The sequence below is a fragment of the Mesorhizobium sp. M0491 genome, assembly GCF_040321265.1.
GTDB lineage: Bacteria > Pseudomonadota > Alphaproteobacteria > Rhizobiales > Rhizobiaceae > Mesorhizobium.
Window position 1 is genome coordinate 54,848 of record NZ_JAMYRE010000003.1, and the last position, 13,194, is coordinate 68,041.

Annotated in this window: 14 protein-coding genes and 1 pseudogene; 6 read left to right on the forward strand and 9 right to left on the reverse strand. The window is 53.6% G+C overall.

Annotated elements, in window-relative coordinates:
- Positions 1-300 precede the first annotated feature (300 nt).
- The 3 genes and pseudogenes from NKI69_RS04125 to NKI69_RS04135 all read right to left on the reverse strand — a co-directional run.
- Positions 301-711 (reverse strand): GNAT family N-acetyltransferase, encoded by a 411-nt coding sequence (locus tag NKI69_RS04125; protein WP_023810567.1) that lies wholly within the window; start codon positions 709-711, stop codon positions 301-303.
- 37 nt (positions 712-748) lie between these two features.
- Positions 749-2,425 (reverse strand): NAD+ synthase, encoded by a 1,677-nt coding sequence (locus NKI69_RS04130; protein WP_023810566.1) that lies wholly within the window; start codon positions 2,423-2,425, stop codon positions 749-751.
- A 129-nt stretch (positions 2,426-2,554) separates the two neighbouring features.
- Positions 2,555-3,106, reverse strand: a pseudogene (locus NKI69_RS04135) (DNA-3-methyladenine glycosylase I); the annotation flags it as partial.
- 76 nt (positions 3,107-3,182) lie between these two features.
- Between NKI69_RS04135 and NKI69_RS04140 the strand changes: the two are divergent.
- Positions 3,183-4,454, forward strand: a complete 1,272-nt coding sequence (locus NKI69_RS04140; protein ID WP_352720170.1) for a hypothetical protein — start codon at positions 3,183-3,185, stop codon at positions 4,452-4,454.
- Positions 4,455-4,482: 28 nt separating this feature from the next.
- Here NKI69_RS04140 and NKI69_RS04145 read toward each other — a convergent pair whose 3' ends face one another.
- Positions 4,483-4,857 carry a hypothetical protein gene (locus NKI69_RS04145; protein WP_352720172.1) on the reverse strand — a complete coding sequence of 125 codons (375 nt, stop codon included), beginning with the start codon at positions 4,855-4,857 and terminating at the stop codon, positions 4,483-4,485.
- Positions 4,858-4,975: 118 nt separating this feature from the next.
- Here NKI69_RS04145 and NKI69_RS04150 point away from each other — a divergent pair, with 118 nt between their 5' ends.
- The gene (locus NKI69_RS04150; RefSeq protein ID WP_352720174.1) at positions 4,976-5,350 is read left to right on the forward strand and encodes a hypothetical protein; all 375 of its coding nucleotides are present in this window, start codon (positions 4,976-4,978) and stop codon (positions 5,348-5,350) included.
- A gap of 66 nt (positions 5,351-5,416) precedes the next feature.
- Positions 5,417-6,190: a hypothetical protein gene (locus NKI69_RS04155; protein ID WP_352720177.1), complete on the forward strand. Its 774-nt coding sequence runs from the start codon at positions 5,417-5,419 to the stop codon at positions 6,188-6,190.
- A 59-nt stretch (positions 6,191-6,249) separates the two neighbouring features.
- Here the strand turns inward: NKI69_RS04155 and NKI69_RS04160 are convergent, their stop codons facing one another.
- From NKI69_RS04160 to NKI69_RS04170, 3 genes are all read right to left on the reverse strand, one after another.
- Positions 6,250-7,326 (reverse strand): hypothetical protein, encoded by a 1,077-nt coding sequence (locus NKI69_RS04160; RefSeq protein ID WP_352720179.1) that lies wholly within the window; start codon positions 7,324-7,326, stop codon positions 6,250-6,252.
- Between the two features lie 83 nt (positions 7,327-7,409).
- A complete protein-coding gene (locus NKI69_RS04165) occupies positions 7,410-8,072 on the reverse strand; it encodes a DUF3226 domain-containing protein (protein ID WP_352720181.1) in 663 nt (220 codons plus the stop codon).
- Entirely contained in the window at positions 8,069-9,163 is a 1,095-nt protein-coding gene (locus NKI69_RS04170; protein ID WP_352720183.1) for an AAA family ATPase, read from the reverse strand. Before NKI69_RS04170 ends, NKI69_RS04165 begins: the two co-directional genes overlap by 4 nt.
- A gap of 141 nt (positions 9,164-9,304) precedes the next feature.
- Between NKI69_RS04170 and NKI69_RS04175 the strand changes: the two genes are divergently transcribed.
- Positions 9,305-9,859 carry a recombinase family protein gene (locus tag NKI69_RS04175; protein WP_352720185.1) on the forward strand — a complete coding sequence of 185 codons (555 nt, stop codon included), beginning with the start codon at positions 9,305-9,307 and terminating at the stop codon, positions 9,857-9,859.
- A gap of 7 nt (positions 9,860-9,866) precedes the next feature.
- Positions 9,867-10,295, forward strand: a complete 429-nt coding sequence (locus NKI69_RS04180; protein WP_352720187.1) for a hypothetical protein — start codon at positions 9,867-9,869, stop codon at positions 10,293-10,295.
- A 155-nt stretch (positions 10,296-10,450) separates the two neighbouring features.
- Here NKI69_RS04180 and NKI69_RS04185 read toward each other — a convergent pair whose 3' ends face one another.
- Positions 10,451-10,636: a hypothetical protein gene (locus NKI69_RS04185; protein WP_352720189.1), complete on the reverse strand. Its 186-nt coding sequence runs from the start codon at positions 10,634-10,636 to the stop codon at positions 10,451-10,453.
- Between the two features lie 198 nt (positions 10,637-10,834).
- Between NKI69_RS04185 and NKI69_RS04190 the strand changes: the two genes are divergently transcribed.
- Complete coding sequence (locus NKI69_RS04190) at positions 10,835-11,425, forward strand: hypothetical protein (protein WP_352720191.1); 591 nt, start codon at positions 10,835-10,837, stop codon at positions 11,423-11,425.
- 26 nt (positions 11,426-11,451) lie between these two features.
- Here NKI69_RS04190 and NKI69_RS04195 read toward each other — a convergent pair whose 3' ends face one another.
- Positions 11,452-13,194, reverse strand: coding sequence for a recombinase family protein (locus NKI69_RS04195; protein ID WP_352720192.1), 1,743 nt, complete (start codon positions 13,192-13,194; stop codon positions 11,452-11,454).

The window sequence follows — 13,194 nt, forward strand, 5'->3', positions numbered from 1 at the left end:
GAAAGCGGAGTGGCATATTTGGCGTCTCGCCCATAATCGGGCGGCGACCGGCATCGGCATAAGCCTGTGCTCGATCCGGCATCAGCACGAAGGGCAAACCTTCGCTGAGCGCCGGATGAGACCTAGGCTTCGCGGCCTCGCATTACCATGTGAAATACTGCCATTCGGACCTCCCGCAAGACAATTGCGGAGGGGTCCTTATAGAGACGCTCCGATGCATCGCCAAGACGGGCTGACGCCAAAAGCGTATCTGGTCCAACCACTGCGATTATTTTGCAACAATGGCGGGCAAGCCGCGCCTCATTCAGAAACGCGATCGAAGCGCATGTAGCGGCCATCGGTTGATGGCTTGAACCCGAGCTTTTCATACATGCCATGGGCATCGCTGGTCGACAGGCTCCAATGGAAAACGGTCCTGACCTCCGGATGGTCGATCAGGGCCTGGACGAGCCGGCTGCCTATGCCCTGCCCGCGGTTCTCCGGCCAGACGATGATATCGGCGAGATAGGCGAATACCGTGCGGTCGGTGATCGCGCGGCCGAAGCCGACTTGCTTGCCATCGACATAGGCACCGACGCACAGTGAATTGGCAAAGGCGCGGCGATGGACTTCGTCAGTGCGTCCGGCGCCCCAATAGCTTGCCATCAACAGGTCCGATGTCGCACGGAAATCGATCCGTGACATGTCGAAGCTGATTTCACAATCGGGCATAGCTGTCTCCGGCCGCACCGCCGCGCGCTTTCGGTACTTAGCTGCGATCCCTGAAACGATTGGTGATGGGATAGCGGCGGTCGCGGCCAAAATTCTTTTTGGTGATCTTCACGCCCGGCGCCGCCTGCCGTCGCTTGTATTCTGCGATGTAGAGCAGGTGCTCGATGCGCGTCGCTGTCGCCCGGTCATGGCCGCGCGCGACGATATCGTCGACACCCATCTCGTTCTCAACCAGGCATTCGAGAATATCGTCCAGCACCGGATAGGGCGGCAGCGAATCCTGGTCGGTCTGGTTCTCGCGCAATTCCGCCGATGGCGCCTTGTCGATGATGTTTTTCGGGATCACCTCGCCCGAGGGGCCAAGCGCGCCCGGCGGCACGTGGCTGTTGCGCCAGCGCGACAGCGCGTAGACCTGCATCTTGTAGAGATCCTTGATCGGATTGAAGCCGCCATTCATGTCGCCATAGAGCGTAGCGTAGCCGACCGACATCTCGCTCTTGTTGCCGGTGGTGACGACCATCGAGCCGAACTTGTTGGAGATCGCCATCAGGATGGTGCCGCGCGCGCGGCTCTGCAGATTCTCTTCGGTGATGCCTTCCTTAGTGCCTTCGAACATCTGCGTCAGCGCGTGCAGAAACCCTTCGACCGGCTCGAAGATCGGCACGATGTCGTAGCGGCAGCCGAGCGCCCGGGCGCAATCCTCGGCATCTTTCAGCGAGTCCTTCGAGGTGTAGCGGTAGGGCATCATCACCGCGCGCAGGCGTTCCTCGCCGAGCGCATCGACGGCGAGCGCCGCGCAGATCGCCGAATCGATGCCGCCGGACAGACCAAGCACCACATTCTTGAAGCCGTTCTTGTTGACGTAGTCCCGCAGGCCTAGCATGCAGGCGCGATAGTCGGCCTCCTCCCGGTCCGGAATTTTCGACATCGGCCCTTCGGAACAGACCCAGTGATCGCCCTGGCGTTTCCATGTAGTGACGTCGACCGCTTCCTCGAACTGGCTCATCTGGAAGGCAAGCGTCTTGTCGGCGCCAATGGCAAACGAGGCGCCGTCGAAGATCAGCTCGTCCTGGCCGCCAAGCTGGTTGGCATAGATCATCGGCAGCCCGCATTCGATGACCTGGCGGATGACGACCTGGTGGCGGACATCGATCTTGGCGCGGTAGTAGGGCGAGCCGTTCGGCACCAGCAGGATTTCCGCCCCGCTTTCGGCCAGCGACTCGCAGATATCGACATCGCCCCAGATGTCCTCGCAGATCGGAACTCCGATGCGCACGCCGCGGAAATTGACCGGCCCCTGGATCTCGGGTCCGGCCTGGAAGACGCGCTTCTCGTCGAACTCGCCGTAGTTAGGCAGATCGAGCTTGTAACGTTCCGCGATGATCTTGCCGCCATCGGCGAAGACGATCGAATTGTGCGTGCCGCTCTTGCGCTTCAACGGCGTGCCGATGATGACGCCGGGACCTCCATCCGCGGTGTCGGCGGCAAAATCCTGTGCCGCCTTTTCGCAGGCTTTCAAAAAGGCCGGCTTCAGCACCAGATCCTCCGGCGGATAGCCGGCGAGGAAAAGCTCGGTATAGAGCACGAGATCGGCGCCTTGACGTGCGGCATCCGCCCTCGCCTCGCGGGCCTTGGCGAGATTGCCTGATATGTCGCCGACAGTCGGATTGAGCTGGGCGACGGCGATGCGCAGGATGTCGAGCTTCTTGGTCATGCCTGCTGACTTAGCGCGGCAAAATTGCCCGGGCAATGGCGTTCGTTTGGACCAATTCGGACCGATTGACATACGTCAACCGTGTACGGACCGATCAACGTACTTCAATCGTGGCGATACGACCAGGTATCAGTCGTCGCCCATATATTCGCGCAGCGCTTGCGGCGAATGGTTCTCGCCGATCGACATCGCCAGGATGCGTGAAATATGCCGGCGCGGCAGATGCGTCTCCGCTGCCCATTGGTTGATTTGCCTCTGGATCTTGTCCAGGTCCTTCTTCGAAGTCGGGCTTTCGGCGATGTCTAGGCCGGCGTCGCGCAACGCCGCGGCCATATCGCCCGAGATGACGAACGCATCCCAACCCAGCCAGCGCAGGAAATACTGGCCCGTATTGCCGCCCAGCCGGCTGCCATGCTTGCCGAGCCAGGCCATCAGCCCGACCTGGTCGTCAGCCGGCCAGTTGGCGAGGAATTGGCCGAAACCGCCATATTCCTTCGACACGCGCTCGACGAAGGCAGCGTTGTCGCGCACGGATCTGATCTTCTGCGGGTTGCGCACGATGCGCTGGTCCGCCGTCAGATCGTGCCAGAAATCATCGGGCTGGAACAACAGCCGCTTCGGCTCGAAGCGCAGAAACGCCTCCTCGAAGCCCGGCCATTTCTGCTCGATGACGCTCCACACGTCAATTGAACATCGCTAGCCGATTGTATGCTATCGAAACCACTTGGGTGAGATCCCGGCCTTTTGGAGGCTTTCTGTGATTTACGAGACACTGTTTTCGCCTACAGAGTATGTTCCTAGCTCACTTGAACTGAAAAGGGCTTTGCTCACATTTGATCGGGCTCTTCTGTTCGACCCTGACGATCGGGATTTCTTTCCTCGACAAGCGTTTACGATAGCGATGGGGATGCCGCCCATCTTTGGAATGAAGATGGGCCCAGTGAAACCGCTGGGAAAAGCTCCCGGTTATGATGATGCTTTTCAGAGACTTCTTGACGAGTTCTCAGTTGCAGGTCGGCAAGGACTCGTTGACGTGGTGTCATCGTATGATCGGTCTTCATCCGATTCATTCACAATTGGTGCCGTTCAAATGGGTGGCTACCCACTCAACCCACGATTCCTTCTGTGGGCCTTTCGAAACATCGCACGGGACGAAGACGTAGTTTCCAAAGCACTGGAAGGCGACAAATGGCTTTTCTCTTTGCCGGATGAGATTGTTCAGGAACTGGCTATCCAGTCTGCCGCTGACGGAGGAATCAACAACGATCCGGCGATTGCGCCGATTCAGCGTCCCCTAAATCGAGAGAATCTTCGAGAGGAATATTCCCGCATTGGCCGGGCGAGAATAGCATCGGCGATGAAGACAATTGGCTTCTGCGCATCACGACGAATGGTTCCCTTTTTCGGACACGCATCGACGGGAAAAATCGCTGCCCGGATTGCCAGTCGAGCCAACAAGGTGATGGACGCTGTCACGGAATTTGATCCGTTTTGGGCTACACGTTCACAGGTGATGCGAATAGCTCATAGCGAGTACATTGACGAGACGGTGCTAGCGGCTATGCCCGTCGAGGAAGTCTTGAAACTGCGCTCTCGTGCGTGGGGTCATCAGGCTGCCGCTAGGGACGAAATGCTACAGTCGATCGCTGCCATTTCAGCCGAAATAGGCGATAGGGAAGATTTCCAACAGCATGCGCAAGCGAGTGTCTTGGCATATCGGAAAGAGGCCGAGGAACTGGAGCAGGAACGGAAAAGCCTTGGCTTTCAAATCAAATGTGAGGTTGCAAAGGTAGTTGCTTTGACCGGAAGTGGCGGTGGAGCTGGACTAACCGGCCTTCTATCCCAACTCCAGAGCGGGATCGGCGCAGCGGCAACGTTGGTCGCTGGGTGCCTTTATGCGATTGATAAGATCAAGGACTACCGACCTGTTTCTGAACAGCTAAAGGCGGCAGAGCAAGAATTCCGAGACAAGGCCGGCTTTGGCCTTCATAATTTTTATGAAGGCCTCAAGCACTCAACTCAGCCTTGATCAAGAACGTTTTTGAATGCGGCCCCGCCTAACCAAGCGTGGGTTTGTACTTCTTGTTCAAACACACGGCGTAAAACACGGCATACTGTTGGTCAAATGCCAAACCGCCCTTTCGACCAACATGAATTTCGACGGCCTGCCCCGTCTCATCGTCAACCACAGACGGGAAGGAACAATCGACCGACTGTCGAAGCAAATACGATTGGCCAGTATCGAACTTGATCTTCGAAACAACCTTGTAGCCTTGGCTTTCCTCCGCTGAGAAAGCCTTCTTGGAGATGATGGTGGCGGTGTATTTTTCCGGACCTTTCGAACCCTTCATGACAGTAGAAAGATAGCTCCCACCCGCCATGGCGCTTGTAGCCATGAGCGTCAAAGCCAGAGCATAAAGAAAGATCTTCATTTCCCCCTCCCATTATCCGTTGCTCACCACCTGCTGAATCGATAACGCATGCAGATAGTATACGTCGATCGGTATCTGCCTTGGTATCGATCCTCATAGCCAAATGAGGGGGAACAACGTGCGCAATTTCACGCTGCTTTTATCGATTTTAATGTCAATCATTTCAGTGTCGTTGGCACAAGCCGATGAGACTGATGTCAAAATAGTCGGGAAACCTACCCCAATGGATGGAGAGGGTCTCCGAGGATTTTATGGCAAGGTCAGGTACGGCGTTGCGACGCACTTGGTTCAGTCAACCTGCGAAACATACGACCCGAAGACCGCCGGCTACGATGTGACGGTCATCTGGTCCGACGGACACGAATCCGACTACCATTTTCAAGATGCCAATGGCCGATTTGCGCTCGACGAATCTAACGCTGCCACCGTTCCCCGTGTCTTTTTTCAGAAGACATGTATGTCGTCACCGAAATTCAAACGCTACTACCGCTAATGTTTTGCGAGAAATCGTCAGCATACTCAAACATACGACAACATAAGGCATTGGAGTAAGCCCAAAGTGGCAACCGACAAATTCGAAGAATCCAGCTCAGACGAGATGAAAATCCAAAGACTAAAAGAGTTTGCGTTGATGCTTCGAGATTATAAGATCACGCCAAGCACCGCACGTCGAAGCGCTATAAACCAAAAGAAGTCATCTATCCGAAGAATTATTATTGAGGCTGGCGCACATCACACCTATACTATCGCACCTCCTCCCGCCGTCGGCGGATTGATTCAGCGAGATTTTGACCCATTTGACGGTATATTCGATCCTCCGTACGGCATGGACGTCATAGCTCCAATTCTCGATTCAATCGACGTTGCGATAGGATCGATCCAAGACGGGGTCTTTAGCAAAGTGATCACGAACATAGAAATTGCAAAGGACGAATTGCGGGCTGGTTATGCATTTGTAGCCATGTCGATCGACCCTTCCAATAGGGATTTAGATGACGTTCTCGACGCAATAAAAATTGCGGCAAAAGATTTGGGTATCGAGGCGGAACGGATAGACGATCAAGAATCGAACACACGGATTACCGATCGCATATTCGAAGCGATTCGAGTTGCGCAGTTCGTCATTGTCGATGTGACCGGCGCTAGGCCAAATGTATTTTACGAAGCAGGATATGCGCAGGGGATTGGAAAGATACCTATTTTCCTAGCCAAACAAGGGACTAAGATCGAGTTCGACATCAAGGACTACCCGATAATTTTTTACGACAATATGAGGTCTTTGCGAGAGGGCCTGAAGGCTCGTTTGCGGGCGGTGGCCAAAGGCTCTCTGTAGCATCTATTGACCTTCCCCCCACTTTTCGGCCCAGCAAAACCGGGCCGAGCGCTCCTCCGTCACCTCTCCAGTTCCGCATAAAGTTCGTTAAACAGCCCCACACAATTGAGACCAAACCGCATATAGGGCGATTCCGATGCCTTTTCGGTCGTAAAGTTGCGTACTCGGCTTTCCGCCGCCGCCAAGCTTGATTGCGACAAGCCAAATGTAGTTCCGTAAAAACGCTTCTCTTTCCCGGCGTTCAGCCGCTCGGATGGAGCCGGCTGGATGAGTTTCATGTTCAACTCGTGGTACGAACAGCCGAGAAAAATTGTGACGTTGGCATCGTCCAGCTCCCTTCGCAAATTGTCGATGTCGCTTCCCTCGCCGTCATTACTCTCAGTGAAGGTTCGTATCTGCTTCGCCACCTCGATGATATCGGCCTCTTTAGAGCCGAACTGAACTGAGACGCCCTGCCCTTTCTGCCACGGCAATCGGCCAACTCTGCCATAGGGATGCCAAATCTTGATTTCGTTCACCAAGGACGCCGCTTCTGCCTCGTCCAATTTGAATTTGATCCGAATAGCCCAAAGTAGAAAGTGCTCAAGGCAACGGTCGTAGTTGAATACGATGAAGCGTACCTTCGACAACTGGCCGGGCAACTCATCCAAGGTGCATGACAGCAGCAACTGAGCGAAGGGCACATACCATGTGTCTTCGAGCTTCCCTAACTGAAGTCGGTTGTGAACATTCGATGGGCTGACATAAAGCTTGCTGTAAATCTCGTTTCCTTCTGCATCTAAGATAGCTCGGGCAATCGCTAGCTTGCCGACAGTTTCGACAAACGGATCGCCACGGTTCTCATGCAAAAAATTGTCAATGGATTTGGCGACATGCAGCGCCTCCGAGATGTGGCCGGCCACGCCATACAGGTTTAGTAAAGCCGCTTTGCGAGGCGACTTGTCTATCGGATGCGCCTGTTCAACAAGCCGTTTGAAGGAATTCAGAAGGACCTCGTCTCCCCGCAAAGGCTCATTGGGTTTCTGCTCGAAACGCAACAGTTCCCTGATTGTCGTTTTGAGTTCGCCACCGGTTGGGAACCCAACTTCTTTGCTGGCGCCGGCGCCGATAACGAACGTCGTCTTCTTGGTAAACATGCACGCCACCCCCCCGCCGGATGCGCCGCTGATCCGCTGTGAACCGCCGAATCGAGCTACCCACTTTTGCGACGCCCCATCGTCTATTGAACTAACCTGTTGATGGCGTCCCGAAAGTTTGCGTATGCCGGATGCATGACGTCGAGAATGCCGTCTTGGAAAGCTCTTCCCAGGCCGGCTGCATCCGAGTTTCGCTTTGTCAGGATAAAAATCTGGGCCTGCGCCTTTGACGACAAGTTCATGGCGTCAGCCGCCAGTACGCAGGCACGATAGTCCGTCAAGCACTGCGCAATAGAGCTGCCAGCAATTTCAGCGGCAACGAGATCTTCGATCATCCCGGCTCCCACATTGTTCGGCGCAAGATGGAAGGCGAAGCGGCGCTGACCAGCATCGCAAAAGTTTGTCTGGCGAAGATTCTGGGACACGGCACCGAATCCAAATTGGTCGGCTGAATCCACAACCGCATCAAGCCGCCCGGCGGGATTCTGCTCTGCATCAGCAAACACGCCTACTCGACCAAACCGCCCAGCACCTTCGCCAGGATCCAGGACCTTTCGCATTACCCTCACGGACTGGGCGAGGTTCGCCACGCCCTTGAAACATGTGAGTATCACCTGATTTATCGGTGTTTGCAGCGTTGCAAGATAGGTTTCAATAAAACCGACCTCTGCATAGCCTTCCGCCATTAAAAGTCTGGTTGCACCGGGGCGAGTTGAAGCATCTGGCTTCTCAACCAGATAGGTCACCGCAACTCTCCATCAATTGCCAGGGCCGTTCCGATCTCGCCCCCCCTAAAAACGGTGCTCCGCCGTCCCGCTTCGGTCCTTGTAAATCTCACTACGCATAAGTCGTGGAAATTCAGCTCGCTTGCAGCTTCAGCAAAGGCCGAAATCATCTCCCCGGAGTGTGTAGAGCAAAAGCACTGAATTCCTGCTGATCGGCTTCCGTCGATAACAATTTTAGCTAAGTCTTTCAAAAGGGTGTGATGGATTCCGTTCTCAATCTCATCAACTATGAAGATTCCATCTCGTGGATTTGTAGTTATTCCGGCACAAATCTTTAGCAGATTGAAAAATCCTGCACCAACTCCAGATAACGGCATCAAATAATTTCTGCCTATATCTAAGTAAATCTCGTTCATATTAGTTTCGGATAAGGCAAATATATTTGAAATTGACGGCTCAATCCCCTTCATCATAGCAACCAAATCGCCAATTCTTTTTTCTTTTGTCAGCTTTGTTATTTGCTGATGCACCTGCTCGAATAGATCGATCTGGTAGGGCGGAATGAAATGCCCATTCACCACGTCTGACTGCCCGCTGCTTGAGAACGATACTGACGGGCCAGCAGGCGGGGCGGCATTCTGGCCGGTGGCTAAGTCGGCTCCTACTTGTATGCCAGGCAAGATGGGTGGCTTGATTTCGATTTGCCCCGTCGACGCACCCGATGGCCCCTTGAAATTCAGCCTAACCCCAGAAAGAAGCGCCTTTGTGCTTGAAGCACCCACCACACCAATGGTCGAAGAGAGTGGGTGGATTACGAGCCGCCTCTTGCGTCCGTTCCATGTCGCATTGATTTTGGCAGGCTTCAGGTCTTGCAGGTCGAAAAACAGGCGGAATGGGGTGTCTATAAGATGGGAGAGCCGATTCTCACCTCTGAATGCACTCATCATGGGCGCCAAATTCGGATTGCTTCCTCCCGCATTTAGGAAGATTGCTTCCAGAAACGACGACTTCCCAGAACCGTTTTTACCTGTGATGAGGTTGACACCTGCGAGGGGACCAATCTTCTCGTGAGCCAACCCACGATAGTTTTGAATTTCAACTTCTCGAAACACAGTCCCGCCTTTCCATGATCCCGCTGGACCCTGATCTTATGGGAACGACTGTATCTGACGATCCGTGTCCCACAAGAGTTCCGTTGACTTTTTGGGAAAATTGTCCCATAGTGTCTAGGAGGCTATTGGGAAGGATTTGGTATGTTTGTTGGCTATTCACGGACAAGTCAGATTGACCAAGTTGCAGGCTACGAGGCGCAGTTGCGTGACCTGCATGCGGCGGGTTGCGAGAAGATTTTTGGCGAGCAGGTTTCTTCCGTAAATTCCAGTCGTCCGGAATTGGAGCGGGCAATCGAGTTCGTGCGAGAGAACGATGTTCTCGTTGTGACTCGCTTGGATCGGCTCGCCCGCTCAGTTTCTGATCTGAGCCAAATTGTCGCCAGACTTGAGGCCAAGCAGGTCGGCCTGAAGATTCTGGATATGGCTATCGATACCACGTCGCCTACTGGCCGACTTCTAATGAATCTTGTTGGGTCAATCGCACAGTTCGAACGTGAAATCATGCTGGCACGCCAGAGAGAGGGGATTGCCAAGGCCAAGGCAGAACACAAGTTTATGGGGAGAGCACCCACCGCACGACGCAAGGCATCCCAGATCATAGAAATGCATTTGGCTGGTCGAGGCGCATCGGAAATCGCCGCAGCCATTGGTGTGGGCCGGTCTTCCGTTTACCGCATCATTGCCGATGCGAACTGAAGCGAGATTGAGCACGATCTGTCAAAAGTCGAATTCAGGAGAATATCGCCGACGCTTCACCGTCGACGGCCTACTCTATGAATTCAAGGCCCTAAATGGGGGAGCCGTCACGTTCCGGGTTATTGGCGGTGCTACCAAGAAGAAAGCCTTCACTGGCGGCACGTGGGGTGCGTGGGACGAGGACATCGTACCTTTTTGCGAGAGTGGCTATTTTAGCGACGGAAGGCCCGTGCTGCGCCTGGTAGTGGCCTTGGCCGCCGATTGGATTCGGCAGGAAAAACCGTACCTGTTCCATTTCCATGCCACGGATCAAAGAAAACACCGGATTTACCGCCAGCTCGTGCACCGGCAATCGCCGTCATGGGCATCCTGCTACACGCACTACATGGATGGGATGGAGTCCTATTTCGTCCGGAAGCAGGAAGCGTCGCAGTGATCAGTCAACAACCAGCGTCTTGGCGGCTCTCTCGCAAAGCGGGCAGTTCAACTTCGCATACATACCTCAGATGCTTTTCCGCCGAATGCAGGAGGAACCGAGTTCGACTGATGCCCAATTCATCAACTGCGTTGTCGATCTCCCGGAGAAGCCCTTTAGGAATGACGAGAAGAATTGGCTTTCGCTCCATCTGCAATCTCCCTATCAATGGCATCTTGCTCATCGAGCCAAAGCAATGCCTCGATTAGTTCGCTCCTGCTATATACCTTGGCGCCCATAAGGCCATCCAGATAATCCATTCGGCGCTGAATGATTTGTAATTCGTATGTTTTATTGAACATTTAAAATCTCCAAGTTTATATATACATATATATAATATAAAGAATTTTGGCATGAACGAAGTAGTGCGGGGCTTTTGGTTCATTTAAACGCACCGTGAAGTGCAATTTCAAAATGCAAACTCGACTGTACTGACGTATACCATACGGCTGTAATTACGTTATTGTCTGACAATAAGCCAAAAACAAGGACATGCTCTATTGCTCTCTAAGCTACAATTGCTAAAATATTACAAGACATTCGAAACCAACCGGATAATCGAAGATTTCGCTGAGCGCCAGCGATGCGAACCACAATCACATATCTATCATGTGACCGTTGTCTTTAGGCCGCACTGGTTCCATGGCAGGGTCTGGACCGGCAAGACCGGCTCCGCTCGGCACGAGCTAATCGGGAAATTTGCGCCCGAAATGTTTGGTTTGTTCCGCCAATGGTGGGTCCACGGCTTGGCCGACTATATGCCGAACTTCCACCGACCAAATAAGATAGCGCTTCAGCCGGTCTGCCATGCCTTTCTGGACGACAAAGGAGATGGTGAGCCATACCCGCACATCCATGCCGTCTGTTGGGTCCCTGCGGCCCTTGTAGAGGGCTTTGGGCGATGGTCCGACAGGTCATGGTCGAACTTCGATAAGCTGGATGTCCGTTCCGCCGATGAAACGCACGAACACCTTGCCAACACTGTTCGCTACGCATCGAAATATCATGCAAAATGGGTGCTACACGATAGCGCATTCGAACTACGGATGTCGCTGCCGGCCTGCACGCCCGACGCTATGAAGGCTCGATAAGTGAGCCGTCACCAGCATCGTGCTTTCTAGGTAAACTCCATACCCTTCACGTTGCCGCCCAACCGGATGCCGATCTTGCTGCCGTCCTTGTTGTGAACGTAGTCGGATGCGTCAGGATTGCCCGATACAGCAAATGGTTTCCTTGGATTGGAGTAATTCACAAACACCGTGCGTTTACCACCACCAACGAACCTGACCGTGTAGAAGGAATGCACCAGCTCCCCGATATCCATCCGTTTCAATTCGATGTGGTCTACCAAGGTTTTGATGTGCTGTGCGGCCTTGGCTCTGAGATTGTACAGGTCGATAGTGCTGATGTCGGTTGGGAATGTGATCCTGTTGGATTCTTGGGCGGCGCTTCGCTCCAATTGAATCGCATTTCTTTCGTCGTCCAACTTGGCGACACGCTCCTTGGTTTCGTCCAGAAGCTTCTTGTGGTGCTGCATCTTCGGTTTCAACAAATCCACCGGCATGGTGTCGTCCAGCATCATTTCAGCCAACTTGTTCACCTTGGATTCCAAATCGATTTTCTGGCCTTCCAACGCCTGCATCTGTCCAATGATTTCTGTATAACGAGAAGCGCTGCCACCGTGAATGATGGCCTGCATATCGAGTTCGTTCACGAGTGTCAGGAACGACTCTTCAAAAACGTTGTAGTTCCATGGGCGATGGTTGCACTGCCCATGCAGCGTACCTTTGCAATAAAACTGTGTGGCCCTGCCCTTCTTGGGGTTTCTGATGGTCATCGGCTCTTCGCAATCTTGGCAATATGCTCGCTGGCCGAACAGATTGGTGTAGGTGGCTCCCTTCCTGCCCCTACCCGCTTTCAATCGGGTTGCCTTGGCTGCTTGTGCCCGGTCAAAAATCTCTCTTTCAACGATCACCGGGAAATGATTGGGATAGACCCGCTGTAGCTTTGGCGAATAGAACTCCCCGAACACGGCCCGGCTTGCGAGGAAGTAGCTGACGCTAGCAATGGTCCAATAATCTGCCCTACGGGTTTTGCGCTTTTCCATTGCCCATGGCTTTACCCCGGCATCGTTCAACGCTTTGGCGATAGCAGGCAGACCGAGTCCTGAAATGCACATGTCAAACATGCGTTCGACGACCGTGGCTCGCCCTATTTCGACTTCGTAGCGCTGCCGGTCTTTGGACACTCGCAACCACGCAGGACAATTGCCCATGGGCTTGCCCTGTTCGAGGTCAGCGTGAATCTTCTCCCAATTTCTGGTCGAACGGAATTGTTTCTTTTCAGATTCGACGTGTGCGTTGGACAGGTCGATGATGGCGTTGAACATGTCGCCCATGGTCAGCGGTTTGCGGTATTCAACGCTTCGGTCGCCCAGCGTCACCACCACTATTCCAGCCTCTACAATCTGGTGCAGCAAGTTCATGGCCACCATTGGGTGCTGGCGACTAAGCCGATCCAGATTTTCAACCAGCAGAATAGTCCCCGCCGGAAACCGACCTTCCTGAACGGCTTTCAGGAACGCACCGAGTGCACCTTCCGACACATTTTTACCCTTGTAGGCGGATAGCCCGGCATCGGTCATAATGTGTTCTGGAGCGAGTTCCAGGCCCTGCTTTTTGCACCATTCGTCCGCCAAACATTTTTGCCGACGATAGGAGTCGCCTTCGCCTTGGATGACCGTTGACCACCTGATGTAACTGATGATCAGCGATTCTTTTACCACTGAACTTTTTAGAACTTTGTCAGTGGCCTCAATAGATTCTGATAACTTTGGATTAGAATTGTGTATTATTTTCAT

What these genes read in the sequence shown, in the direction of transcription:
- NKI69_RS04195 (WP_352720192.1), bottom strand. Translation starts at nt 13,194, where the DNA reads ATGAAAATAATACACAATTCTAATCCAAAGTTATCAGAATCTATTGAG.
- NKI69_RS04145 (WP_352720172.1), bottom strand. Translation starts at nt 4,857, where the DNA reads ATGAAGATCTTTCTTTATGCTCTGGCTTTGACGCTCATGGCTACAAGC.
- NKI69_RS04130 (WP_023810566.1), bottom strand. Translation starts at nt 2,425, where the DNA reads ATGACCAAGAAGCTCGACATCCTGCGCATCGCCGTCGCCCAGCTCAAT.
- NKI69_RS04175 (WP_352720185.1), top strand. Translation starts at nt 9,305, where the DNA reads ATGTTTGTTGGCTATTCACGGACAAGTCAGATTGACCAAGTTGCAGGC.
- NKI69_RS04160 (WP_352720179.1), bottom strand. Translation starts at nt 7,326, where the DNA reads ATGTTTACCAAGAAGACGACGTTCGTTATCGGCGCCGGCGCCAGCAAA.
- NKI69_RS04125 (WP_023810567.1), bottom strand. Translation starts at nt 711, where the DNA reads ATGCCCGATTGTGAAATCAGCTTCGACATGTCACGGATCGATTTCCGT.
- NKI69_RS04185 (WP_352720189.1), bottom strand. Translation starts at nt 10,636, where the DNA reads ATGTTCAATAAAACATACGAATTACAAATCATTCAGCGCCGAATGGAT.